Origin of the sequence: Methanomethylovorans sp. PtaU1.Bin093 (assembly GCF_002067275.1) — an archaeon.
GTDB lineage: Archaea > Halobacteriota > Methanosarcinia > Methanosarcinales > Methanosarcinaceae > Methanomethylovorans.
Genome location: NZ_MVQX01000048.1, coordinates 25,866 through 50,945, shown reverse-complemented (window position 1 = coordinate 50,945; position 25,080 = coordinate 25,866). Strand labels below are relative to the sequence as shown.

The following is a 25,080-nucleotide window of genomic DNA, read 5'->3' as shown; positions in this document are numbered from 1 at the left end:
CAACATTTTAAATTAATTAAGCTACTTGACACAGTTTCTATTTATATAGTCTCCTAAGTTTTTGTATGCTTTTTTCGCACATTTGTTATCGATTATTTGTTCCAACCGGAGGTGGTTTATGTAATTAAGCATGGTATCTGCCAAGGTCACTTTCTCTTCATTAATCTTTGCTCCTTGCTTCAGAAGCTGGTCTCTGATAGGATTATAATCCAATCCAAGTTCTATTCGCATATTTTCATCTCCGTGTACAATTTCGGAGTTAAGGTAACATGCAGATGTGCCAAGTAGAGTAAAAGTAACCAGGGATATGGAGATGAATAGCTGACCGAACCCCATACAAAGTATCTCTCATAGAGGATTTGTACTCATCCAAATTGATAAAGTTGAGCGATGTAGCTCAACTTCGCAGGAATTGGAGTGTTTTACGGAAGCTGTTGGTTTATGTCTAACATCCTCATACCGCTACACTAATTACATACTTACTCTATTACATGGGATTTGTTCGAAAATAATTACGCGTTAACTCCGTAAAATATATGTCCTGCCTGTGTCTGCTCCTTGTACCCACATATATCAGTAAATCCTTGCTCTACCAGCTTACATACTGCAAGCTTATTGCAATCACGACATTTTACAAGTGGGTTATCATTATTGATACATTGAGATAAGGCATTCTTAGCTCTCTCATTGCAAGTATCTACATAATGTCTGAACTTAATAGTTAAAATTTCACTTTCGTACTCATAGAGTTGACGAGCAAGAGCACACAGAATTTTGTGGAAGTCTTTTGCAACATAGATATCGGAATTATAGTTATCATCAAACCATTCATCCATAACTTCCGCAACTTTACTCCAGTCCAGGATAATTTTAGGCACCGGCCTGTATAATATATTCACTTTAGTCCAGTACTCTTTGTCGGATGGGTCTAGCTCATCAACTGCTTTTAGGTGAAGATACTGTTTATCAAATTCCATGCTCTCAATGATATTGTAAAGATTACTACTTACATGGGAATATGAGTATAGAATGTCCTCTCCTAAAGCATCCAGAATATCTCCCACGATAAGACCATAATGAATTGAGTATACCTTATAATTCTTTATATTCATTTATTTCAGACTCCTAAGATAAATTAACTCCTACTGATTCGATATACATTACATTATGAGTTTTGGCTCTAAACATCCAAGTAAATTATATTTTTTGACATTACACCGTCTATTCACTACATTGACATCTTGTTTCTCACCCCCGTGATATGCGGCAACTGGCGTAATTGCCCCAACGTCACCAGTAAACTACATTTTAGATCTACAAATAAAAGAAAATAAATAGAAAAATTACAGGCTATTAAACCTGTAACATCAATATTCTTCCTGCAGGGACCTGAGAGCCTTCAGCACCATGGATGCATAGTGTTTTGTTTCTGTCCTGTAATGTTCTTTTGCTCTCAGGGCATCCGGATGGGACGTAGAAAGGACTTTCAGACGCTCCAGAGTGGCCCTGGCTGTGTCAAGCACCCAGAGATCCCTGGTTTCACCGTCGACTATGTACATTGACTCAGGCCTTATGGACGTACGGATCTCGCCTTCCGGAGTAGTATACGTACTGGGCTTGCCCACGATGGCTACGAACTCAGGTGTATCACATTCTGAAAGCACCTGAGCGGCTTCTGGCTGATATTGGCCTGCATATATGAAGAATGAACCAGTTGGGTCGGACACCCTCCCCCGCCAGTATTCGGATTCGCTGCCAATGTCCTCTTTCTCCGTAAGGGTCCCCACTATGAACATCCTGTTTACTTTTGCGCCCGTGGGAGTGAATAGATACTGGGGAGAATATTGGTCGTTCCCATCCTTGAAGGTCAGATTGGATTCCCTGAATTCCTGAGCGAATATCCTTCTGGCAACTTCACGGGTATAGCCTGCCATTTAGAACACCTCCGCTGCATTTATGAGCTCTGCAAGCAATTCAGGGTCCAGAATGGATTCCTTTTTTATTGACTCCACGAGTATGTACCTGTCAACTCTCGGCCCTGAAACCGTATAATACTTGCCCACAAGCTTTTGTTTCATAGCTTCCAGGACCACACCCTGATCAAGTGCATCTGCAGCCATAGCTATGGCACCTTCGAGTGTAATACCTGATATCTCCTCAGTAACTTCTCTTTTAAGAAGTATATCCTGAGCAATAGTTCCTGTGTCCAGCACAGCTTTAAGACGCAGGTCATATACTCCATCCACTTTACCGTGTTCTGCACATGCACCTTTTGTTAAAGCACGGTTACATTGGGGGCAACGTTTTATGAGGCCGGAACCTGATTGAATCTCCACCATTGCCGCGGTAAGCACAGCTTCTCTGGTAGTAACTTCGATCTCATCGGATATTTCTTCAATGGAACTGCTTTTGTTCAGAGTGATCTCCAGTTTTCCGTTCCATTCACTCGTCACAGCATTCCGGAAAAGATAGTTCTTTCCTTCGATCACTTCCACCGGGATCTCTGCTCTCGTCCATTTGATGAACTTGATATTTGCAGTTTCGTCACCAATAAGCCCTACCTGGGAAATCGATTCATTAGTGTTTTCCCACAGCTGAACAATTTTGCCTTTCACATCGACCCATCTTCCATCCTCGGAAATGTCAGCGACCTTTACAAGAGAGGAAACCCCTTGTGGTTTACTTTGGACGTGGATATCATCAGGTGTCTCTGCAACAGAACTGCTCTTATTGAGAGTTACCTCCATTTTACCGTTCCACTCACTGGATACAACATTCCTAAAAATGTAAGTTTTTCCTTCTTCAACTGCAGGTACCTCTGCAGCCATCCACGAAACGAACTTTATAGTTCCTGTTTCATCTGCCAAAAGCCCAACCTGGGAAATTGATCCATGAGTATTGTCCCATAGCTGAACAACCTTAGCCTTTAAGTTCAACCATTTTCCATCCTCAGAGATGTCAGCTACTTTTGAAAAAGATACTTCACCCTGACCGCCATAGAACTTGTCCTTAGAAATACTGTGCTCCTTCAGGAAAAAGTTGACAACGCTTCTCCTGGCTTCTTCCTGGGGAACCTTGAATTTCACGATCAGTTTTTCTAGTCTTTCCTCTATCTTTTCGGCCGGGATATCTACCCCAAGCTCATGGAACTTGGACTTAATGTCTGTTACAATCGCGTTCATATTCTACCTCAAGCCTCTGGTTTGTCTCTTATTGAGAGGCAAGTGTAAGTATTCTGTTCAAGTATAAATATAGACCGTATCCATGGTGAAAGTATTTTTGAATTTAAAAAACATTGCCAGCGTAGTTATTGAAACAGATGTTGTTTTAATACAACATGTAATTTCCTTATGATTTGAGTAATTATTTAGACGTGCGATTAATTTTTATATACAAATTATGAACATATTTCCTTGCTACATAAGTAATGTTTTGTTTAGATATTGGTTTGGACATCTTTACTACCAATACAGGATTCTTTGAATGTCTGGCTACCCTCTGAGGCAAGGTTCCAAGAAAAGATACTTTAAACCTTTGACTTGAATCACCAATAACTGTCAGGTCACTGTCATTTGAAGCTTCCAATATTGCATCCTCGACAGAATACCTTTCCAACATCTTAAAACTGATCGATATGTTCTCTTCACTTTTGCATAAAGCATGAAGTTTCTCAGCAATCTCCTTCTTCCTTTCAATATCCTCATCAGGGCTTACTATTGTGATAATCTCTATTTTTGCCCCTGTATTGGCAGCAAGTTTTTTCGCCAGATGGAGACCATATACCGAATTATCCTTTCCATTATATGCTACCAAGATTTTTGTTAACTTGTCAGAAAGATAGCCTTTTAATAACAATATGTGGCGTTTTAACAAAGAGAGAACATCATTAGTTACATCTCCAAGAGAGTACTGGAATCTGTTTGATTCGTGCCAGCCCATGATCACCAGATCAGCATTTTCCAATTCCGCCTGTTCTATGATCGAATTGGATACACTGTGATCAAAAGCAGTGATGTATTTCCTCTTATGCCCAAGAATTACTGGATATTTTTCAAATTCCTCTTTGAAATGTGACTCCATTTCGATCTTCTTCCCTTGAAAGGCTTCTTGAGCAAATATCAAAGCTGTCTGGTCCGGAACCCTAATCACATGAAGACCTACGATCTCATCACCTAAACAATCTGCCAGCCTCAGGAGGTCATGTTCATGTTTGACATTGGAAATTGGAATCAGTACCTTTACCCCAGATCCTGGTTTTATGACTGGGGACCCTACATTGTTTTCCAGCAGGTCGAATAAATTATATCTTGGAGTGGCTTTGCCTCTTCCATAGAACCAATGCCACCATGCACCTAAGACGATCAACGATACAGCAAAAAGCAAAGGAAGACCTCCAATTAATGGTAACAGGATCAGGCTTCCAACAATCCCTATTATTTGGGTGAATGGGAAGAAAGGGTCACGAAAAGTTGGTTCATACTCTGGTAAAGTTCTTTTTCTTAGGATGATGACCGCCAGATTGAGCAAAACAAAGATCAAGATGTTAAATGCACCACCTAACCTGGCCAATTGCTGTATGTCGAACAAGAATAACAGCAAGATCATTATGATCCCGGTGACCAGTATAGAATTGTATGGTGTATCATATTTTTTGTGTATCTGGACAAACCATTCTGGCATTAATGCATCTCTGCTCATGGCAAATGGAAATCTAGAGGAAGACAATATGGCTCCATTAGCTGTTGAAAGTGTTGCAAGCAATGCCGCAAAGACAATAAGGGTGCTTCCAATTTCCCCGTATATCAGATTAGCTATATCAGCAAGAGGGGTGATTGTAGCTGCTCCTGCATAAATGCTTGAGACACCTACAACTGCCATCATTATGAGAACATAGAAAATAGTAACTACCACCGCAGAAGCAATGAATGCCCTTGGCAGGTTCTTTGATGGATTTTTCACCTCTTCTGAAATTGCTGCAAGCTCTGCAAGTCCCAGATACGAAATAAAAATAATTCCTGTTGTAGTTATTATTGATACTGGTCCATAAGATGTTGGGGAATCAGGTGTTTGTGAGTTGAAATTGAGAGGCTCGACGAACAAAAATACTTTAGTTAAGAATATTGCCAAGATTATCAGTAAGAGAATTATGCTAATGTTCTGCAGTGAACCACTGCTCTTTGCGCCTCGATAATTGATTATCAAAAGAACAAAGCCCGAAAGTGCCGCTACTAAATAAAGAGATGATGGATAAAATACCTGAAAATACTCTGCCAAGCCGATAAGTGCAAATGAGCCTTTGAATATCAAAGCAAACCATGATCCAAGACCTATTATAGCTCCGAACGCTGCACCCATTGTCCTACTGATATAATAGTAACTTCCTCCCGCTTTTGGCATACCCGTTGCCAGCTCGGCCATGCTGACAGCTGTAGCTATAGAGATAATACCTCCGATCAAAAAAGACAATATTGCTCCAGCACCGGCATTTGTGAAGGCGATCCCTGGAAGGATGAATATCCCGGCCCCGATCATCGTGCCAGTACCAATGGCAAATGTTGAAAAAAAACCCAGACTACGTCCCAATCTCTCTTTTGTTTCAATTGCATCCATTGGTAACCTTTTCCCCCACAATATTTGCATTATAAATTGAGCATTTATATTCTAAGCTTCATATCAACACAGAAATTTAACCAGTTCACTATAAAATAGGATAGAGGCGTTGTCATCATTTATTAGCACTAAGCGACAATCTAATTTTAATGTTTCGAAGCATGTATCTTCAACACTTGAATAAGCAGAGCCTATTAAAGCAAACGACAGTGAAATCTGGAATAAAGATTAATAGCCATGGGAGTTTTTAACCTATGAAATCCTAAATAGTATCCACCTATTATGAGATGCGGGTACAATTGCAAGGGAAGATTGCTTGTAGTTCCAAAAAGGTACACAATGGTTATGAATAAATATGGATTATGAAATAAATGTATTTGTGACAATTATAAATTAGGTGATGAAAATGACTTCAATCAAACGCTCCGAGATCAAAGTGCCACTGGATGTGCCCAAAGAGGCCCGTGAAACGTATATAGATAACTATATGGAGATCACAAAGAGCACGGGAAGACTTATGCTCTTTGCAGGTGACCAGAAAGTAGAGCATCTTAATGATGATTTTTATGGAGAAGAGGCTGCAGCAGATGATAATGATCCGGAACATCTGTTCAGAATAGCACACCAGGGAAAAATTGGTGTTTTCGCTACCCAGTTAGGCCTTATTGCAAGATATGGGATGGACTATACGGATGTGCCATACCTTGTGAAGATCAACTCTAAGAGTCATCTTGTTCCCACTAAACAAATGGATCCCTTTAGCAACCAGTGGTACGATGTACCCCAGATAGCAGATTTCAGGGATAACAGCAAACTGAAGATACTTGGCGTAGGTTACACTATATACCTGGGTAGCGAGTATGAAGCAGATATGCTTGCACAGGCGGCACAGATCGTGTACGATGCCCACCAATACGGAATGCTTACGGTACTCTGGATATACCCAAGAGGTGCTGCAGTAGCTGACGAGAAGGACCCTCACCTTATTGCCGGCGCAACTGGGGTTGGTGCCTGCCTGAACGCTGACTTCGTGAAAGTGAACTACCCGAAAAAAGAAGGACTTGCTTCAGCAGAGATATTCAAAGAGGCTGTAATTGCAGCCGGCCGGACAAAAGTGGTATGTGCAGGTGGATCAAGCGATGATCCAAAAGATTTTCTGAAGAAGCTCCACGACCAGATACATGTAAGCGGTGCAATGGGTAATGCAACTGGCCGCAACATCCACCAGAAAACTCTGGATGAAGCGATTCGCATGTGTAATGCCATATATGCGATCACAGTGGAAGATGCGACTGTGGAAGAAGCTCTCATGATATATATGGGAAAATAAAAAGGCTGAATTTCAGCCTTCCTGTTTTAAAAAAAGATCCGAGGAATAAACTAAAAATTTTAGTTCCCATCGGAACACTCAAAGTCGAAACCCAGGATAAAGGTTCCCGTGCCGTGGGCTTGCGGGAGACCCATTTTTTGTTTGAGGTATTCATCCGTTGGAGGAGAGGGGGAAGCAAGAGCAACATTACAGATATGAGGCAATTCCTCTACCTCAGCACATGGCTTAGGTGGCAAGACCACAATAAGAGGATCGTTCTTGGGGTCGATGGACCTGAGCAGATCCTTATCATAGATCACAATGTTGCCAATGACAAGGTTATCCTTGCAGCTTTTTAGCTCATTGAGCTTGCATTCATCATCCAGATCCTCTCCAACCACACGATCATGGTGCATGAGCACGACATTAGGGCAACACGGCCATACATATTCCATACTGGTGGTGAATGGAATGACCACATCTTTCTTGAGCACTTCTTTGATACCCCGATTATCACCCCGGCCAAGACCCATAAGAGTCATATCATCTGCTTTTTTCTCAAGTTCCTTAATGATCTCCCTGTCCTCTTCAAGAAGGACATAGGTTTCTCCTACACCTTTTATTTCCTTGAGGCGCTGTCGAACCTTGTTAATTATTTCTTCACGTTGCATAATAGTGCCTCCATTTAGAACTATAGTACTTAAGATGATTGTTATGTCGATTTGTCATTATTTAAGTATACCGGGCTACCACACACTGACAATTATATAGAAAAGAAGACAATAAGTATATAATACAAAATTAGAGATTATTAGCAGGTGCAATTATGACCGATGTTAAAGTGAACTCTAGGATATGTGGATTTACCCATAGGATCAGCGGCAAAGTCGAAGGCAAGAACATGGTCATTGATATCGAAACTCCTTGCAAGAAAGTTGCAGTGCTTTCACATATGGAGATTCCTGTTAAAGAACTTTATGACCCGTCCTATAATGACAACCAGGTATTCCAGAAGGTAAAGGAAGCAAAATGGTGCTCCACGTGTCTTGTACCATGCGGCATAATGCACGTATGCAGGATGGATATCGGTACCATTTCCAAAACGCTTGCAAAGAATTCGGGTAGCGTGAGCATCGAGTTTGAGTAAGGATAATGCATCAGACTAGCTTAAGAACTCCCAGCCTGGGTTCATAGCAATCTCCTTTAGAAAGGAGAGACCGGATAACTGCATCCGCTACCTCTTCAGGGATCCCTTTTGACTCTGCTTCTTTCAGTAAGCAACTATACTGTACGCCTTTAGCACTGCCAAGTTCTTTGAGGAGTTCAAAGATCACATTTTCGGCATTATCCTTCTGTTGCATTTCTGTGCCTGCATTTTCTTTAATTGAAAGCAGGGCTTTACGCACACTTTGTTTAAACTTGGAAATATAGTTCTGATCTGTACCATAGAATGCGATAGCATCCTGGATAGCTTCAGCTGATTCGGGGTCTATTCCCCTTGATCTCAGGGATCCTGCCAGATCTTCTCCATGCATCTTATCAAAAAAAACCTCAGATAGCAGATCAAGCCTATTTAGTGTCAGTTCTGCTGTATCTAACACCCATCTGTCCCGTATCGTACTTTCTACACTGTTGATCTCTTCTGGCCTTATGGAGATGAACACTGAATCTTTTTCAGGTTCATATATCCTCGCTTTGCCTACCACAGCAACATAGGACGGCACAGCCACGGTCGACAGAAATATAGCAGCCTCTGGTTGGTATTGACCGGCATATACAATAAACACTCCAGTTGGATCGGATATACGAGCCTTCCAGAGATCTCTCTCTTTTCCGGTTTCTGATCCCAGGTTCTCAACTTCTGTGATAACTCCCACCACGAAGATCCGGTTGATACGCACACCTGTAGGAGAGATCAGCAGGTTAGGAGAGTTCATATCAGTGACATCATAACTGAGAACGCTTGTAAGGCTCAGGGTAGAATCATTGAACTCTTTTGCAAACAATCTCTGAGCAATCTCTCTCTCGGCCATTATATCAAACATCCTCTGGTAATTTTAACAATAGGCTCTCAAGGCGGGAAAGAAGATCATCTTCCGGAACCCAGACAGACCTCGCAACAATGGTCGTACCGAACTCGCTCTTTGAGGAATTGCCTCTTACAGTGAGATAAGTACCTATCAAAGATCTCTTCATACTCTCATACACAGCATCTTTTGACAGGGATAACTTTATAATGTTCTCAGCTTCGTCCATAGATCTTCCATAAATAGTCTCTGAGAGTTCCCTGTTCAGCATGATATAGACAGCTCCCGTACCATCGTCAAGTATCGCCTTTATCCGCATATCCTTGACTCCCTCCACAGTACCATGTGCCCTGCAAACATTGTTCTGTACAACGCGATTACAAACAGGACATCTTTCGATCAGCCCTGAACCCGGACGCACGGAAATGATATTTCCTGTGACCACTGCATCAAAAAGGCCATTCTTTTCAAGAACAGAAGCAATAGGGATAGAGGTCGGTTCATGGGTCATGATCTTATTTTTGGAAAAAGGACATTTGTTATCAGGAAGCAGTTCCCATGATGTCTCATGTGTGAAATTTAAAGAGGGGATACCTCTGAAAATCCTTACGTGAGCAGCCTTGAAACTAATAGCATTACCGATATCTACTCCATCCATGGGAACCCACGAGGTAAAAGGAAGTTTACCGGTCTCATCTGCAATGACACCCTCTATTATAGTAGTATCTTTGCCTTTGACAGTGACATCCCTGTGATACATTTCAGTGACTATGCCCTGCGAACTTACCAGCAGGTCTGAAGAGTTGATTTCGATGATCTTTTTTGTTTGAGTGAAAAGCTGTTCAGTTCTGGGTATGGATGGATCTTCAGGGAGCTTTTCCACAATAGAGCGTTGTCCAAAATTAAGCTCAGGGCGATTGTTCCATAGCTTCATGTAGGCATGATGCACCCGGATAATGTCCCCTTCATTCAAACAGAAATCATTCCAGGCAGTGAACAAGCAAACCCCTGTTTCATCTAAGATCTTGCCCGAATATAGATCCACTGTTTCGCCCTTAAGGACAAAATTTCTTTTCTCGACGGATGTGATCCTGCCTTTCAGAGTGAAACTCTTTGGTGCATTTGAAATATCCTTGATTTTTATCTCTGGAGCCTCTTTTGAGCTGAATTTATTTAAAACTGTTCTTTTGGCTTCTTCAAGAGGTACACGGAACCTGATAAGTTTATCGAGCTCGATTTTTATATCATCGTGGTCTATGCCATCAAGCGCCTTTGCCAGCTCTTCAATATGAGGCGCATATTTGTCATTCATCCATGATCTCCTTGCACCGGAACTTTAGATGCATGATATTCCTGATAAGCAATAAACATATCCAGAATATACTTTTCTGGAAAAGTTTATCAGAGAATAATATCCATTTGTAAAGGGGACTTTATTTAAGTGTATTTTCCATGAAAGTCCTTTATGAGAAAACGGGGGACCGTTAAAATGGTAAAACTTGCAATCGTTTATCTAAGTACCCAGGGAAGTACCCGGATGATGGCAGAAGCCATAGCTGAAGGTGCCAGACAGAAACATATAGAAGTAAGGGTAGATAACTTCTACGAGTGGGACCCTAAAGACGCTGCCAGCTATGACGGCATAGCAATAGGTTCTTCAACTTTCTATTACAAGATGCTTGAACCTATCGCAAAGTTCCTTGATGCACTGATAGCTGAAGGGGTGGATGGAAAAGTAGGTTCCGCTTTTGGCTCTTATGGATGGAGTGGTGAAGCACCTGTGATGATCGCGGAAAAGATGAGAGAGGCTGGTATGAAAGTAGTAGACCCTGTTCTTAGGGTGCAGTATGTCCCGGAAGAAAAGGATATAAAGGAATGCCAGCGCCTTGGCAAGGATATTGCTCTAAAGCTGAAGAAGCTAAGAACAGAGTAATTTTGGATAGAATTATTTCTTTTTTAGACCATTATAACACAAGATAAGTATTGCTGTGATAATGATACATTATTTATAGCATATCCGTCTGAATATACCGTTGTTCAGCACTTAAAGACACAAATTCAGTATAAATCATCGAAGATAACTATTTATAATTTATTTTTGTAATTAAGTACTTAATATGAATCTGATCAGAAATTGACTTTTTCAGGAGGAAAAAATTGACAATAATACCGCTTGCACCGATAGAAAGGCTTATAAGAAGCGCTGGGTCTCAAAGAGTTAGTGAATCCGCAGCAATGGCACTGTCCGAGATACTCGAAGATTACGGATTGGACATTTCAAGAGAAGCGATCAAGCTAGCTGAACATGCCGGAAGAAAAACTGTAAAATCTGAAGACATAGCCTTGGCAAAAGATATGCTGTCCAAGAAAATGTTCAAATGATACAGTTCAAATTATTTTTTAGATCAATAGATTAGACAAGCTTATGCCGCCCAAGGTAACTATTGTTACCACCACGCCTGCAATAAGGACACCTGCAGTTATAGCCATAAGCGCATGTCTGAAGCCTATACCGAAAACAAAGGCTGCTGCGCACCCTGACCATGCACCAGTTGCGGGCAGGGGAATGGCTACAAAGATAGCTAATCCCAAAGTGCCGTATTTTTCAAAGGTTGCAGAATGGTTATGGCGAGTACGGGTAAAAAGCCAATCGAAGAATTTGTCCCAGAACCTGAACCTGCGCAAATAATCGGACACCGGCTCCAGATATAGCAGAAGAGGTATCACCGGTATCATATTACCTATGACCGCAAGAAGATAGGCTTCTGTCGGATGCATTTGATATTGAAGCAATGCAATTGGTATCGCACCCCTAAGTTCCGCCACAGGTACACAGCTGATCAGAATAGTGGCAAGCCAATGAGGAAAACCGTCAAAAAGGTTTGTGAGTAATTGTACAACTGCCATTCTAATTTCTTCCCCTTAGTGTGAAATGCGCGATCAGTGCTTCAAGCTGGATCCTTTCATTGGCTCCTTCGGCAATCCTGAAATCCACCTCTCCTATAACATCAATGAGTTCTACCATTTTTTCCTGAGGAATTGAAAGGTTAAACATAGCCCGATAGATCTGACCCACCACATCTTCACCTGAAAGGCCCTGGTCAAGAAGAAGCTCGTCCAGATGTTTACGCGCAGCCATGAAATTACCACTGAGCGCAGTGTTGATCAGATCTATGATCTGTTCAGGACGAGCTGTGGCAGTGATCTTATAAATGGTGTCTTTATGTACCACCCTGTCAACAAGAGAAGCAGCCTGCAATGCGTTTATTGCCTTGCGCATATCCCCCTGAGCTACATATTTGATGGCTTCCATGCCGTCAGTTGCAACTTCGATCCCTTCATTACCTGCTACAAATAGCACACGCTCGGTCACCGCATCGTCCGAAAGAGGACGGAATCTATAAACTGCACATCTTGACTGTATGGGTTCGATGATCTTTGAGGAATAGTTGCAAGAAAGAATGAAACGACAATTGTTAGTATAGCGCTCCATGGTCCTTCTTAGCGCCGCCTGAGCATCTGAAGTGAGAGCGTCGGCCTCATCAAGGAAGATGATCTTAAAATCTGCCCCACCTATCGGTGATGTCTTAGCGAAGTTCTTGATCTTGGTACGCACAACATCGATCCCTCTTTCATCGGAAGCATTTAGCTCAGTGAAGTTCTCTTTCCATGAATCTTCAAATAGCTCCTTTGCAATGGAAACTGCTGTAGCTGTTTTTCCTACACCCGGAGGGCCGGAAAAAAGCAAATGCGGAAGGTTTCGACTCTTTACATAGGATTTGAGCCTTTCTATCGCCTCTGTTTGACCGACAATATCGTCAAGTCTCATAGGCCTGTATTTTTCGATCCATATCTCTTCTTTAATGATTTACCCTCCCTTCCGGAAAATGCGTAGTGCATAGATAGTGATAGGTATTTTTTAAACTTTCGAAGCCATCTGCAAAAGAGCAAAAAACAAAGATGATAAAAGCAAGAAGAAGATGTTGTGCAGCACAACACCTTTACTTATCCTTGTAGACAGAATCATAGGCATATTTGCCGACGAGAGGCACTTTGAACTTTGCTCCCTTGTATGCCATTATAACAAAGGCCAGCAACAGGAAGAGACACAGGAATCCTGCAAAGTCCGCAAGCACCCAGCCAAAGTAAGGTATCCACCCAATAAGGAATACGATAAGAGCCAGAGGTATGAATACCAATACTGACTGCATGGCGTGGAAACGGACAAACTTATTTTGCCTCTCGATCATGAGGAAAAGTATTCCTGTGAACCAGAATCCCACATAACATAAAGCTGCAACAACATTCTCGTTCAATCCGATCGATGTTTTGTATGTCATGGTACGCTCCTTAGTTCTATTGTGTGCTGAGGACATTTCTCCACGCATATACCACAGGCGGTACATTTGCTCTGGTCGATCTCAGCCAGGAAATCAGTAACTGTTATTGCCTGCACAGGGCAGTTCTTTTCGCATATCTTGCATGCGATGCATCCTACAGTACACGCTGCCTTTACATCCTTACCCTTGTCGTGAGAACGACATTTGACATGCACCTTTTCAGATTCCTTTGCAAAAGCAAGGATACCGTTGGGGCAAGCTGATATGCAAAGTCCGCAGCTTGTACATAGATTTTTATTGACATGCGGAAGTTTGTCTTCCCCTATGGACATAGCACCAAATGGACAGGCACGTACGCATGTACCACGGCCCATACAGCCGAAATTACACCCTTTTTCACCATCAGAGAGCATCATCACGGCCTTGCAGTCCTCAATTCCCACGTATTCGAACCTGTCGATGCAATTTACTCCACCGTTACAGAGCACAAAGGGATATTCCTTTTCTCCCTCTGCAACTTCCTGGCCCATGATACCGCCTATCTGTTTGGCAACATCGAACCCACCTACAGGACACCCGTTGATCGGTGCGTTCTCATTTACAACGCGCTGGGCAAAGTCGGCACATCCTGCATAACCGCATGCTCCACAGTTAGCACCCGGCAGGACACCCAATATCTCATCTATAAGGGGATTGGTTTCTACCTTGAACTTACGGGAAGCTACTATCAACATGATGCCTACAGCAAGTCCCAGACCGCCAAGGATGGCCACAGATTGTATTAGTAAAGTAGTGAGATTCATATAGGTATCACCCAGAAATAATTAACGAAAGCCATGGAAAGCATCAGAGCCAGCAGGAAGGCCTGAGGAAGACCTCTGATCGCAGAAGGAATGCTCACAAGTGTGGAACGCTCCCTGATAGCTGACATCATCAACATTACGATGGTATATCCAAGACCCGCTGCAAAACCGAACATTACACTTTGTGCAAAACCATAATCAGATCTTACGTTCAGCAAGACCGCTCCAAGAACAGCACAGTTGGTACTGATCAAAGGCAAGTATATGCCTAAGGAGCGATATAGGGCAGGAATATTTTTCCTGACAACGAACTCGACCAGTTGCACTAAGGCTGCGATGACGACAATAAAACTGATAAGGGAAAGGAACTCCAATTTCAGTGGTACGAGCAAGTAAGTGTACAAGAGATAAGAAACAGTAGCTGACATTGTCATAACGAAAACGACAGCACCTGACATGCCTGATGCGCTTTTAACGTCTTTTGTCACACCTACAAAGGAGCAGAGACCTAAGAACTGAATAAGAAGGAAGTTCTTGATGAACACGCCGTCCATGAAAATGGTGAAGAGGGATGTATCGGCCATTTTATTCACCTCTTACACGTTTCTTTTCCTTCTGGTAATTTATTATAGCCATAAGAATACCTATTGTAAGGAAGGCTCCTGGAGGCAGGATCATTGTGGTGACAGAAGGATTGATAGGCAGAGTAATGAGAGTGTGACCAAAGGTCACTATCTGTCCGCTTCCAAGTATTTCACGGATCCCGCCTATAAGCATCAGGACAAGCAGGAAACCAGTGGATATACCAATTGCATCAATAACTGAATAGAATGGTCCATTCCTGTTTGCATATGCCTCTGCACGGCCTATTATAATACAATTCACTACTATGAGGGGAATGAAAACACCCAGCGCGGCATACATAGAAGGTGAGTATGCCTCCATTATCATATCCACAATGGACACAAATGTGGCTATAATTATGATGAATATTGGAAGCCTTACTGTTGATGGGATCTGTTTTCTCATAAGCGATACGAATAGATTGGAGAACACTAACACAAAAGCAGTGCCCGCTGACATACCAATTGCATTTTCTACTGATGTTGTAACTGCCAGAGTGGGACAAAGACCCAGTACAAGACCGAATGTTGGATTGTCCCTTGTAATACCTCTGATGAACTCACTTAAAGGATCCATTTAACTCACCTTACCCCTCTGCCTTTTTTATTGATTCTACCTTGGAACTCAAAGCATCTATTACGGCCTGTGAAGAGATCGTAGCACCGGTGATGGAATCAATACTACCACCCGAACTTGAAAGTTTGAGCTGGCTTAGTGGAATATCCTTAAATTGCCCCTTGAAAGCCGGTTCAATGATCTTAGCTCCCAATCCTGGAGTTTCGGCATGGGAGAGCACGCTCATACCAGTGATCTTACCGAAATCAGAAGTTACACCACCTGCAACCTCTATAACATCCTGAGCACCTGGTTGCTGCTTAAAGAATGCATAACCTATGAGATTACCGGATTCATCTTTAGCGACATAATAAAGTATTTCCTTATCACCATCTTCATTGATGATCGTATCACCATACACTGGCTCAAAATCCGCTGCTAGGGGCATTACTTCTAAGAGTTTTTGCTCCCTGGCCTTCGCAATATTGTCTTTAAGCTGTTCCTGGGTTGGTACATAAGTAATTCCCAAAAGTGCTGCTGCCACAGCAGATATAAGCACAAGTTTGCCAACAATGATGATAAAATCCCTGTTGCCATCAGTCATTTGATAACACCCCCATCTTCAAGCTGGAAGGTACTTTATCCATAAAACGCCTATAGAACTTGCCAATCATACCTTCACTGCCGAAAGCTGCTGGAAGTGTAGTGGTTTCTATGAACGAAGAAACACAGTTTGCCATGAACAGGCCATAGAATATCCCTGCCATGTAATTGCCAAAATAACCGTATATAGATACCAGAATACCGCATACTATTCCATAGATAAGGCGACCTCTCTTGGTGACCGGCGATGTTGGAGTGTCTGTGGCAATGAAAAGTATTCCAAAGAATACCACCCCTATCATCGAATAGCTTAGTTCATTGCTTATCTCAAGGAATTTAAACATGAGGGAGAGATACATCAATGGATTCAAGACACCTGCTCTGACCAACTCAACTGCCGCGAATAGAACATTAAGCGTCTGAGGGAACAATACCATGGTAAGGAAAAATGCTAAAGGTACTTTCCATTCCACGTATCTCTTGTAAATTAAGTATACACCACCTATAAGCGCAATAGGGGAGACATCAACAAGCAAGCCTGCACCATTCTCAAGAAGAAAATCAGATAACTGCCCAACATGAGGTATAGAGAGAGGTGTCATGAGTTGAGGCCAAGCACTGCTAATAAAGATCCAAGCCGCAAGCACAGGATTGAAGACATAGGAGCCGATCCCTCCAAAAGCATGCTTACCGATTGAGATGGCAAAGAAGGAACCTACTACCGGTAACCAAATAGGAGCTTCCGGAGGCATTATGAGTGAAAGCATTAATCCTATAAGGACTGCATTTCCATCGTTTATAGTGATCTTATGGCGGAACATCTTCTGGATACCTGCTTCTGTGACAACTGCAGCAAGAATACCGGCAAGTATTATGCTCAAAGCGGGTAGACCGAAGAAATACACGGATACAAGGCTCACGGGCACAAGGGCCAGTACCTTGCTCCACATAATAGTTTTGAAAGTGATCTTAGACTTTCTATGAGGGGGAGCAGATATAGTAAATGTCATTTATTCACCTCCACAGGCGCAGCCAAGCTTAAGGTTCGAAGACTCTTTCGCAGGTATGTCTTCATAAGCCATCTCAACAGCATCCTTGGCATACCTTATCAACTGGAGAATGTGTATCTTGGAAGGACAGATAACTGCACATTTCCCACATTCTATACAATTTTCTATGTGCATCTTGCGACATTCATCGAACCTACCCTGATCTGCCAGAACTGCGAGTCTGCTGGGAACCAATTCCACAGGACATACGTCCACACATGCTGCACAATGGATGCAGGCTATCGCCTCATCCTTTGATACATCTTCCGGTTTCTGGAAGGATATCCTTGTAGTGGTCTTTGTAACCGGGACCTCGTCAGTATACTGGGCAACTCCGGTCCTCATGCCGTTAGCAATAAGCTTGCCAGATTCACTGGGATAACCACCGCATGCCTCTATCACATCCTTGAAAGGTGTACCTATTCTGACCAGTACTTGGGGAGGACAATGCGCAAGACCTTCCAGGGAAATAACTGTTTCATAATAAGGCTTCCCCTGATATACAGCATCATAGAGAGCTTTTGCTGATTTGACACCGCATATGGCAACACCCACATCTGCAGGAGTGCAGCCAACTGGCACCTTTTTCCCTGTTACATTGTAAGTGAAGAAATTAAGGATGCGCTTACCATATATACGCTTCTGGGAAACCACCACAATGTCAGATCCCTGGTCCTTGAGATAATAGCCGATCTTGCGACTGCCTATGAGAGGGGCAACTTCCAGCTGTTTCCCTTCAAATCTTATCCCGCTAAAAGCTGCTATGGACTCAGCATCATCACTGCGCAGCACAATAGCGCCTTTTGATGCACCTGCAGCCTTCATGAGAAGTTTGAGCGCTTCCAGCATCTGAGTGCCATATTCTTCAGGAGTGCTGAATTTACCTCCAATCCATTCAGACGATGTGGCATTGATAAGTACTGTGTTTATATTTTTGCCATCCGGCTTCAGAACACTTTGCGTTGGAACACCATAGTGTTCCACTATACCGGAGTTCTTTATCAGTTCGATCAGATCATGTGGTGAGGGATCCTTCGTAGGAGTGAATTCCACGGTCTGATCGCTTTCAATGGTCTTGATGATAACGCTCAGCACCTTATTTCCTTCCGGATGTGGAGCCATCTCAATAGAGAGAACCTCACCACAGACACTTGAATGGACAGATGAATCATTGTTGTCTTTACAGTCACCTATCTTTTGACCAATGACCACAGAATCTCCCTTTTTGACCATTGGAACACAGGGCATTCCCTTGTGCTGCTTAAGGGGAATTATTACTTTCTCCGGTAACTTACTCAATCGTTTACTTTCCATTATAATTCACTCCTTAAAGTGCTGGTTCCCTCTCTACTTCAACCGGCTTTTGTCCGGGTATCGTCACGCTGATCTCCTGAGCAGGAACTGTTGTTCCTGCGGGGTCCATATCGTAACCCAGTAGCTCCCAGTCAATATGAAGAGTTCCTGAAGCTGAGCCTGAGTGACAGTCAGCACATATCAGCGGATCGGCCAAACCAACTTCCTGGCCTGCAATGTTATGGCTTACCTGGTACAAGAGATCAACATGCCTCCGGACGGCTTTCGGATAATCAGGCTGACTATCAAGGTTCCCATCGTATGAGCGTATCTCTGAAGATGTGACCTTGCCATCCCCATTAGAATCAGCTGCCCTTACTGCAGATGGAGGTATCGGGTCACCCAGTGAAGAACTGTTGTCCGGATTGTTCAGGACTTCCTGGTCCAGACCTTCATCCCACCATACACCGCTTATTAAATTGAAAGTGTTCAGTTTCACACCTTCCTCATTCTTGCTGGCCATCACAGGGAGTTTTTCATTGTAGATCCCACTTGACCAGGCCAGGGTTGGTGTAAAGTCTGATCCATGATATGTTTCTTCAAGCACCCCATTCTCCCAGCTGAAACTACTTACCGGGGCAACACCTGTGAGATTGCCACCTGGCAACATGGGGATGTGACATGTTTCACACTCAATGGTCTCAAGGTGGGCGTCAACGATACCACCATGGGAAATACCTGCATGGCAGCCTTCTGAATCACAGCTCTTTACCTCCACATAGTTTTCATGGTCAGAATCAAGAGGTATCCTCCGACCTACCTGGTGCTCATCGGTTTCATGGCACTCCACACAATTCACATTGGAATGAACATCATACTCTGAAGCATTCGCAGCCATCCATGTCACTGCACTGGTAGCAGCTTCATTTTGATGGCAGGTATTTCCACATTGCTCCTTTGTGGGACCTGCATTGACCTTATCGTGGATCTCAGTAACGATCGGCAAAGGAGTAAGAACATTTAAAGCGTAGCTGGCAACATATAAAGGATCTTTCTGTGCCTTTTTGCTCGCTTCTTCAATTGCTGCTTCTTTTGCACCGGCGATATTCCCAGAAGAGATACTTGCAACACGTGCCTCATAATCATATAGACCGTTCTGTTCATGGCAGATCATACAATCTACATCTGCACCATATTCCTCAAGATCTCCTCCCCCTGGGTGCAACGGACCGTAAACACTTAACCATGTTTCTCTATCCATGTCACTAAAAAGAACGCCCTGCTTCATGAGAGAAGACCATTCGGCCAGATCCTGCCGCACATGGAAAGAACTGTTCACTTCAGCCTTTGTATTTAAATGACAGCCCATACACACCTTATCAGACCACTTCTGATCGGTCATGTAGTGAGATGAAAGGGCCTCATTCCCACTATATCCGATATAAGCGTACACTCCGGATATGAAAAGCATCAATATAGCAATTACAATAAGAAAATTTGCTTTCATAAAAATCACACTCACTTTTCTGAGGTATCCCCTGGCGTTTTAGAAGCAACATCTTCAAGCTGCTTTATAGCAACGATTATAGTATTCCTCAGATTCTGTTCGTTAGTAACTTTCAAGTCGTTAGTGACGTATTTATCGATCTCGAATGACTTGCGGACTACCCGTACATTAAAATCAAAAACCTTATCCATAAGGCCTTTTTCAGGGGTCATGCCAAAGAAGTCGACATCCATGTGATTGCCGACTACATTGGACTTGAGTTCTATTTTCTGAAGAGGAGAACCGGGTTTCACATAAATGATATGATGTTTTACAACACCAAATTGTTTTTCGATTCCCCTCCATCCATACTCTTCCATAATCTGATGGATTGCCACAACAAGGTATTTGTCCTTGCTTGAATGCGAGCCTGTTGCTGAAGCTCCACTGTGATCGCTCATGATTACACTTCCTTTGATCAAAGATTTCCGCGAAAGAAACAACTAAATGCCCGTTACGGTTCTGATTAAGTTTAAGATTGATTATGTCATTCCATAATCCATGATGTATAAAACTGTTACTATTGCCCTGATTGCGGTTTTATCAGTATCATTCGTGATGAATTGCATTGACAAAGATACGGATAGCCAGGAACCCCTGCTACAGATATACAACGATACCAGAAGCATAATGGATACTATAGTGACGATCAAAGTGGTTGACACTAACAGTGCTCATGCCAGAGAGGTGATTGATAATGCTTTTGAGAAGATCTACTATGTTGACTCCAGCATGGACTATTTCGACAACACCAGTGAACTTAGCAGACTTAACACTAATTCACAACTTTTGAATGCAAGTAATGACCTTACATATGTAATCAACAAATCTATATACTATCAACATATTACCCGCGGCGCTTTTGACATTACGGTCCTGCCTCTGCTGGACCTGTGGAAGAGCAAATTTGCACCTGGAGGTACACAGCAGCCCCCTACTGAAGATGAACTGGACGCAACACTAAGGCTTGTGAACGCCAGCAACATAACGATCGAAGGAAATGATATATTCCTTCAGAAAGGGATGAAGATCACCCTGGGGGGAATAGCAAAGGGATATGCTCTTGACCTTGCCATAGATTCGCTTAGAAAGGATGGCATAACCTCCGGTTTTGTTGATGCGGGAGGAAATGGATATTACATTGGATATAAACCCGATGGAACATCCTGGCGAGTAGGATTGCAGGATCCAAACATGAGCCAGCAGGTAATAACTGTTATTGAGATTACAGATATGGCTGTAGCTACCAGCGGCAATTATGAAAGATATTTTAGCGAAGAGGCAAAGGTCTCGCATATTGCCGATCCTCGCACGGGATATCCATCCCAGAACCTTATAAGTGCCACGGTCATTGCACCTCTTGGTATAGACTCAGATGCACTGTCAACTTCTGTATTCGTATTAGGGGAACAGGAAGGCCTGGAAATGATCGAGGAACTTAATGGCGTAGAATGTCTTCTGATAACGAACGACAAAAGAATAGTAAAGTCCAGTGGCTTTGAGAAATATGAGGTCGCTTCAGCCTGAAAGTGACATTCACTATAATCAGGGCAGATCAACCTCGTGCAGGGTCTCATATATGGGACCCTGTGGAGTCAGAGTACTTTTCTTGAGCTTAACGGTATTGACCCTCATCAGGCCCACATCAAGATCCCTGAGAGAATCTATTGCAGAGATAAGTTCTTTCTTTCGGGGATTGGACAGATATGTGATCCTGGCAAGAGTCGCATGTGGAATGAACTTACGTGGCTCTTTTTTAAAACCTGTTTCTGATAGTAATGATTCCAACTGCCCGTGTAGACATGAATACTCCCCGTCTGCACCTAACCATACCACTCTGGGATTCTTCATACCTGGAAAAGCGCCCACACCGGAAATTCTGGAATCGAATGATGGACAATCCATTCTGTCAAGAGCTGTGATGATCCCTGGCAGTTGCGCCTCATCAACATCCCCAAGAAACTTCATGGTGATATGTACAATGCTGGGATCCACTGGTCTTAATCCAGGTCCGATGAACTTTGACTGTATCGCAGAGATCTTTGCATGGAATGCTGCCGGGATGTCCACAGCCACGAATGTCCTGATCACATAAACACCTTTATAGAAGTGGTACTGGAAAGATAAAATACTGGCGCTGTTGGCTTACATAGGTACCTTTAATAGAGATAAAGTGTTTATATAAAGAGAGGGGCAAAATGGAGCAAAAAGGAATGATCGCCGATTATTATAGCAGTGAACAGGAGGCTACTGGACAGATAGAGGGCTACATGGAAAAAACCATCATTGTTATTGAAACTGCTGTAAGGCTTGCCGAAGAAATTGGTTCTTCAGCAATAATCCTCTCCGGAGATCTTTGTTTTGAAGAGGTCAAAACAAATATTCCTATCTACCATGCTTTCAGTGATCAGAAAGAGCTCATCAATCATCTGATATTCTCCGGCGGGGGAAAAGGAGTACGTACTTTCACAGACAAGATGATCAACCAGTCTTATCATAAATTAGAAGAGCTGGAAAACATAGCTGCTATAGAACATGTTCTGGGGAATATTTCAGAAGGTACCGTTGTTGGAATTATAGGCAGCATAGATTCCTGTGCCATAGTGGTCCATGACCTGAAGGAAAACGAAATGGTTAAAAAAATACGGGAATGTGAAGAGCGAGTGTCTTCTGATGTTGTACGTGCTGTTCTTACCATTTGCTTCGATGTGGCTACAAAAGGGCGTGAAGGTAAAAAAGTTGGCACTGCACTGATCGTAGGTGATGCCGAGGAGGTAATGCAGAGGTCACACCCCTTGATCATCAACCCATACCTGGGACAAACACCTGAGGACAGCAATATTCTCGAAGAGCACAACTGGGAATCGGTGAAGGAACTCGCACAACTTGACGGGGTGTTCGTTATTTCAGAAGATGGAAGGATTCATGCCGCGGGCAGATATCTTGACGTGGACGCCAGAGATATAAATATTGATAAGGGCCTTGGAGGGCGGCATGTATCTGCAGCAGCCATCACAAGAGATACTGTCGCCGTGGCTTTCACTGTATCAGAATCTGGTGGCGTGGTCAGGATATACATCGATGGAAAAGAATTGATCTGCATCGATAAACCACAAAGGTGTATCCCTGCGTAATATTATTTTTAAAAAAAGAGAATGGACCGGTTATATCCGGTCAGATAGTACAAGTCCTGTTTTACATTGGCATTTTCATTCCAACTGCATTCAAGACCAGTGCAGTGGCAAGGTAAAGTGCTGCAAGACCTGTGATAAAGGTTATTATTCCAGCTATTGTCAGTAGTGAAGTCATTCCGAAGAATACGGCTGCGAGGCTGAAGAACGTGAGGTCAAGCACTATAAAGACCACTGTTAGCATCTTTAGACCGATCTTTAATGTACCAAGTGTAAGCAAAGTTGCTATGATGCCCCATACAAGTGTGAAATACGCCAGAGATGTAGCACTTGCTGCGTCCCATGTTGCATTGAAAAGTCCCAGCGGAGCGAGATTTATATATGAAAAACCGAACCACCATAGACCAAATATCGTGAATGCCGTTGCGCCGAAAGTGTCACCTTTCCTCCATAGCTGCCAACCAGCAAATATTTCCGCAAAGCCACCAAGCATAACTGCCATTGCAATTACCATGAGCGCATCTGGGATCATCCCCATGTTCATAAGTCCTGCGAATGTAGCTGCAAACCCAAGACCGTAGAAACCTACTGCTGCCGGGCTTCCTGCTGTTGTATCTTTAATTGTTACTTCTCCTTCCATAGTTTGTCACTTCCCAAATATTATATAAAGATTAATACAATCAAATATTAGTTCTACTGTATAGTTATACCACCCTTCAAAGAAAACGGGCTACATAATGATAAATTCAAATTTATGCATATACTGTAAGCTATCCAAACTTAGCCAAACACCTCCTACATAAAAACACTTTCTAATAGCAGTATATATGTGTTTTGTTTCTTTTAAGAAAGGAGAGAAATCAAACTGGGGTACTGCACAACACAACCCCATTATTAGACAGCATACGCAATTTAGAACCATATAAGCTGTTTATTCGCAAATAAAAGACTTAAAAAAGACTATTATCATTAAAAAAAGTGTAAAATAGCATTAATATTTAAATTTGTAATTAATTATAAATATATATTTGATGCATTGACTACTTAGAACGACATATTTAAATACAATAGAATAGAAGCTAGATAGTTCCCAGAAGAAACTAATATAAATGCTTTTCCATTCATCTTTTCATATCCTGAACCTCAGAAGAGCTGCAATACCTCCGAGAGCCAGTAATTTTTGGCCGGGTTCAAAAACCGTGCTAAATACAACTATACTCCCCTGGGAATGCTCCACTTCCTGCAAAAAAGTATCGATCTCACCTTTTTCCCTTTCTTCCCTAAGTAACTCATCACAGATCAGAAGTATATCTATAGCCCCATAATCCAGAGCCATTTTCACTTCTGACAGACCGTATGCTACTTTACCATCCACTGCTATCTCCTTTAAGAGATCTTCCATCAATTTTGCCTCGCGTGCGATCCGGGATTGCTCCATGATCCTGTCAACTGCACCTCTTCGCAACACTTCCTGAAAACCTGACATCCCAATGGATGCTGTGTCTTCAAGAACCACCTTTGACATCATCTCAGGTTCTTTTTGCAGAGCATATTTCAGAAAATCCTCTTTTGTAAAACCCGGTCCAGCAAGCACAATAGACTCCGACCCGGAAACAGCGTGGGTCAATTGATCAAGTATCTCCTGGAAAAAAACATTCCTCAGATTGCCCTCAGCTTTGCCTGAAGATTGAGTTATATGAGAATAAACCTCGATACCATAATGCCTGACCAGACCAATATCCGCATCTCCTTCCTCTACAGCTACAATAATAACTGAGGGCCGCCTGGAAGCAATCTCAGCTTCATCTATTCGTTCCAGTTGATCTTTCTTCCAGACCTTGATGATGGATAGATCAGTTCCTTCCTCAATATTGAAAGTATGATGGGACCCAATGTCCATACCGTGCTCTATGACACCATGTACCCTGAGCCTGTTGGAGAATTTATGGAACTCCAGGCCCTCTACCCGCACTCCAAGCCTGACTATTTTCTTCTCTACTTTTTCCGGACGCAATTTATCGGTTGCCGCATCGGCTTTTCTTTTAGTTACAGCAAAAACGAGGTCTCCTTTCTCAATGATATATTTGAGATGCCACAGGTCATCAAGAGTTTCAGCTAAAACAGATATTTCCCCATCGTTTCCCCGCAGGTCCTTTTTCATTACCCTCATATTAGCACCTGAATAAAATG

The 25,080-nt window shown here is 42.7% G+C and carries 28 protein-coding genes; 6 read left to right on the top strand and 22 right to left on the bottom strand.

Annotated elements, in window-relative coordinates:
• Positions 1–21: 21 nt before the first annotated feature.
• The 5 genes from A4E24_RS05280 to A4E24_RS05260 all read right to left on the bottom strand — a co-directional run bounded on the left by A4E24_RS05280 (position 22) and on the right by A4E24_RS05260 (position 5,610).
• Positions 22–336 (bottom strand): hypothetical protein, encoded by a 315-nt coding sequence (locus A4E24_RS05280; RefSeq protein WP_292352239.1) that lies wholly within the window; start codon positions 334–336, stop codon positions 22–24.
• 176 nt (positions 337–512) lie between these two features.
• A complete protein-coding gene (locus A4E24_RS05275; RefSeq protein WP_292352238.1) occupies positions 513–1,112 on the bottom strand; it encodes a hypothetical protein in 600 nt (199 codons plus the stop codon).
• 255 nt (positions 1,113–1,367) lie between these two features.
• Positions 1,368–1,934, bottom strand: a complete 567-nt coding sequence (locus A4E24_RS05270) for an RPA family protein (protein ID WP_292352237.1) — start codon at positions 1,932–1,934, stop codon at positions 1,368–1,370.
• Positions 1,935–3,182: a replication protein A gene (locus tag A4E24_RS05265; RefSeq protein ID WP_292352236.1), complete on the bottom strand. Its 1,248-nt coding sequence runs from the start codon at positions 3,180–3,182 to the stop codon at positions 1,935–1,937.
• A 181-nt stretch (positions 3,183–3,363) separates the two neighbouring features.
• On the bottom strand, positions 3,364–5,610 hold the full coding sequence (locus A4E24_RS05260) for an amino acid permease (protein ID WP_292352235.1): 2,247 nt from the start codon (positions 5,608–5,610) through the stop codon (positions 3,364–3,366).
• A gap of 406 nt (positions 5,611–6,016) precedes the next feature.
• Here A4E24_RS05260 and A4E24_RS05255 point away from each other — a divergent pair, with 406 nt between their 5' ends.
• On the top strand, positions 6,017–6,940 hold the full coding sequence (locus A4E24_RS05255; RefSeq protein WP_292352234.1) for an aldolase: 924 nt from the start codon (positions 6,017–6,019) through the stop codon (positions 6,938–6,940).
• A 59-nt stretch (positions 6,941–6,999) separates the two neighbouring features.
• Here A4E24_RS05255 and A4E24_RS05250 read toward each other — a convergent pair whose 3' ends face one another.
• Positions 7,000–7,590 carry a hypothetical protein gene (locus A4E24_RS05250; RefSeq protein ID WP_292352233.1) on the bottom strand — a complete coding sequence of 197 codons (591 nt, stop codon included), beginning with the start codon at positions 7,588–7,590 and terminating at the stop codon, positions 7,000–7,002.
• 155 nt (positions 7,591–7,745) lie between these two features.
• Between A4E24_RS05250 and A4E24_RS05245 the strand changes: the two genes are divergently transcribed.
• The gene (locus A4E24_RS05245; RefSeq protein ID WP_292352232.1) at positions 7,746–8,066 is read left to right on the top strand and encodes a DUF6951 family protein; all 321 of its coding nucleotides are present in this window, start codon (positions 7,746–7,748) and stop codon (positions 8,064–8,066) included.
• 10 nt (positions 8,067–8,076) lie between these two features.
• Here A4E24_RS05245 and A4E24_RS05240 read toward each other — a convergent pair whose 3' ends face one another.
• Positions 8,077–8,952 (bottom strand): RPA family protein, encoded by an 876-nt coding sequence (locus tag A4E24_RS05240; protein WP_292352231.1) that lies wholly within the window; start codon positions 8,950–8,952, stop codon positions 8,077–8,079.
• Between the two features lie 4 nt (positions 8,953–8,956).
• Positions 8,957–10,258, bottom strand: coding sequence for a Single-stranded DNA binding protein (locus A4E24_RS05235; protein WP_292352230.1), 1,302 nt, complete (start codon positions 10,256–10,258; stop codon positions 8,957–8,959).
• A gap of 177 nt (positions 10,259–10,435) precedes the next feature.
• Between A4E24_RS05235 and A4E24_RS05230 the strand changes: the two genes are divergently transcribed.
• Together A4E24_RS05230 and A4E24_RS05225 are read left to right on the top strand one after the other, a co-directional pair.
• On the top strand, positions 10,436–10,879 hold the full coding sequence (locus A4E24_RS05230; protein ID WP_292352229.1) for a flavodoxin domain-containing protein: 444 nt from the start codon (positions 10,436–10,438) through the stop codon (positions 10,877–10,879).
• Positions 10,880–11,103: 224 nt separating this feature from the next.
• Positions 11,104–11,328: a histone family protein gene (locus A4E24_RS05225; protein WP_292352228.1), complete on the top strand. Its 225-nt coding sequence runs from the start codon at positions 11,104–11,106 to the stop codon at positions 11,326–11,328.
• Between the two features lie 18 nt (positions 11,329–11,346).
• Here A4E24_RS05225 and A4E24_RS05220 read toward each other — a convergent pair whose 3' ends face one another.
• The 11 genes from A4E24_RS05220 to A4E24_RS05170 form a co-directional block, all read right to left on the bottom strand.
• A complete protein-coding gene (locus tag A4E24_RS05220) occupies positions 11,347–11,853 on the bottom strand; it encodes a small multi-drug export protein (RefSeq protein WP_292352227.1) in 507 nt (168 codons plus the stop codon).
• 1 nt (position 11,854) lies between these two features.
• A complete protein-coding gene (locus tag A4E24_RS05215; protein ID WP_292352289.1) occupies positions 11,855–12,811 on the bottom strand; it encodes a replication factor C small subunit in 957 nt (318 codons plus the stop codon).
• Positions 12,812–12,947: 136 nt separating this feature from the next.
• Positions 12,948–13,286, bottom strand: a complete 339-nt coding sequence (locus A4E24_RS05210) for a DUF4870 domain-containing protein (protein WP_292352226.1) — start codon at positions 13,284–13,286, stop codon at positions 12,948–12,950.
• Positions 13,283–14,089, bottom strand: coding sequence for an Rnf electron transport complex subunit RnfB (rnfB, locus tag A4E24_RS05205; protein WP_292352225.1), 807 nt, complete (start codon positions 14,087–14,089; stop codon positions 13,283–13,285). The genes A4E24_RS05210 and rnfB overlap by 4 nt, the downstream gene beginning before the upstream one ends.
• Positions 14,086–14,673: an Rnf electron transport complex subunit RnfA gene (gene rnfA / locus A4E24_RS05200; protein ID WP_292352224.1), complete on the bottom strand. Its 588-nt coding sequence runs from the start codon at positions 14,671–14,673 to the stop codon at positions 14,086–14,088. Before rnfA ends, rnfB begins: the two co-directional genes overlap by 4 nt.
• Position 14,674: 1 nt before the next feature.
• On the bottom strand, positions 14,675–15,289 hold the full coding sequence (gene rnfE / locus A4E24_RS05195) for an Rnf electron transport complex subunit RnfE (RefSeq protein WP_292352223.1): 615 nt from the start codon (positions 15,287–15,289) through the stop codon (positions 14,675–14,677).
• A gap of 10 nt (positions 15,290–15,299) precedes the next feature.
• Complete coding sequence (rnfG, locus tag A4E24_RS05190) at positions 15,300–15,872, bottom strand: Rnf electron transport complex subunit RnfG (RefSeq protein ID WP_292352222.1); 573 nt, start codon at positions 15,870–15,872, stop codon at positions 15,300–15,302.
• Positions 15,865–16,881 carry an Rnf electron transport complex subunit RnfD gene (gene rnfD, locus A4E24_RS05185; RefSeq protein WP_292352221.1) on the bottom strand — a complete coding sequence of 339 codons (1,017 nt, stop codon included), beginning with the start codon at positions 16,879–16,881 and terminating at the stop codon, positions 15,865–15,867. The genes rnfG and rnfD overlap by 8 nt, the downstream gene beginning before the upstream one ends.
• Complete coding sequence (gene rnfC / locus A4E24_RS05180; RefSeq protein WP_292352220.1) at positions 16,882–18,234, bottom strand: Rnf electron transport complex subunit RnfC; 1,353 nt, start codon at positions 18,232–18,234, stop codon at positions 16,882–16,884.
• A gap of 13 nt (positions 18,235–18,247) precedes the next feature.
• Positions 18,248–19,720, bottom strand: a complete 1,473-nt coding sequence (mmcA, locus tag A4E24_RS05175) for a methanogenesis multiheme c-type cytochrome (RefSeq protein WP_292352219.1) — start codon at positions 19,718–19,720, stop codon at positions 18,248–18,250.
• 11 nt (positions 19,721–19,731) lie between these two features.
• The gene (locus tag A4E24_RS05170) at positions 19,732–20,160 is read right to left on the bottom strand and encodes a hypothetical protein (protein ID WP_292352218.1); all 429 of its coding nucleotides are present in this window, start codon (positions 20,158–20,160) and stop codon (positions 19,732–19,734) included.
• A 100-nt stretch (positions 20,161–20,260) separates the two neighbouring features.
• On the opposite strand from A4E24_RS05170, the gene A4E24_RS05165 reads away from it, so the two are divergent.
• Complete coding sequence (locus A4E24_RS05165) at positions 20,261–21,286, top strand: FAD:protein FMN transferase (protein WP_292352217.1); 1,026 nt, start codon at positions 20,261–20,263, stop codon at positions 21,284–21,286.
• An 18-nt stretch (positions 21,287–21,304) separates the two neighbouring features.
• On the opposite strand, the gene thpR is transcribed toward A4E24_RS05165, so the two are convergent.
• A complete protein-coding gene (gene thpR / locus A4E24_RS05160) occupies positions 21,305–21,850 on the bottom strand; it encodes an RNA 2',3'-cyclic phosphodiesterase (RefSeq protein ID WP_292352216.1) in 546 nt (181 codons plus the stop codon).
• Between the two features lie 107 nt (positions 21,851–21,957).
• Between thpR and A4E24_RS05155 the strand changes: the two genes are divergently transcribed.
• The gene (locus A4E24_RS05155; RefSeq protein WP_292352215.1) at positions 21,958–22,893 is read left to right on the top strand and encodes a diadenylate cyclase; all 936 of its coding nucleotides are present in this window, start codon (positions 21,958–21,960) and stop codon (positions 22,891–22,893) included.
• Between the two features lie 61 nt (positions 22,894–22,954).
• Here the strand turns inward: A4E24_RS05155 and A4E24_RS05150 are convergent, their stop codons facing one another.
• Positions 22,955–23,530: an acetate uptake transporter gene (locus tag A4E24_RS05150; RefSeq protein ID WP_292352214.1), complete on the bottom strand. Its 576-nt coding sequence runs from the start codon at positions 23,528–23,530 to the stop codon at positions 22,955–22,957.
• A 489-nt stretch (positions 23,531–24,019) separates the two neighbouring features.
• Positions 24,020–25,060 (bottom strand): mRNA surveillance protein pelota, encoded by a 1,041-nt coding sequence (locus A4E24_RS05145; RefSeq protein WP_292352213.1) that lies wholly within the window; start codon positions 25,058–25,060, stop codon positions 24,020–24,022.
• Between the last annotated feature and the right edge of the window lie 20 nt (positions 25,061–25,080).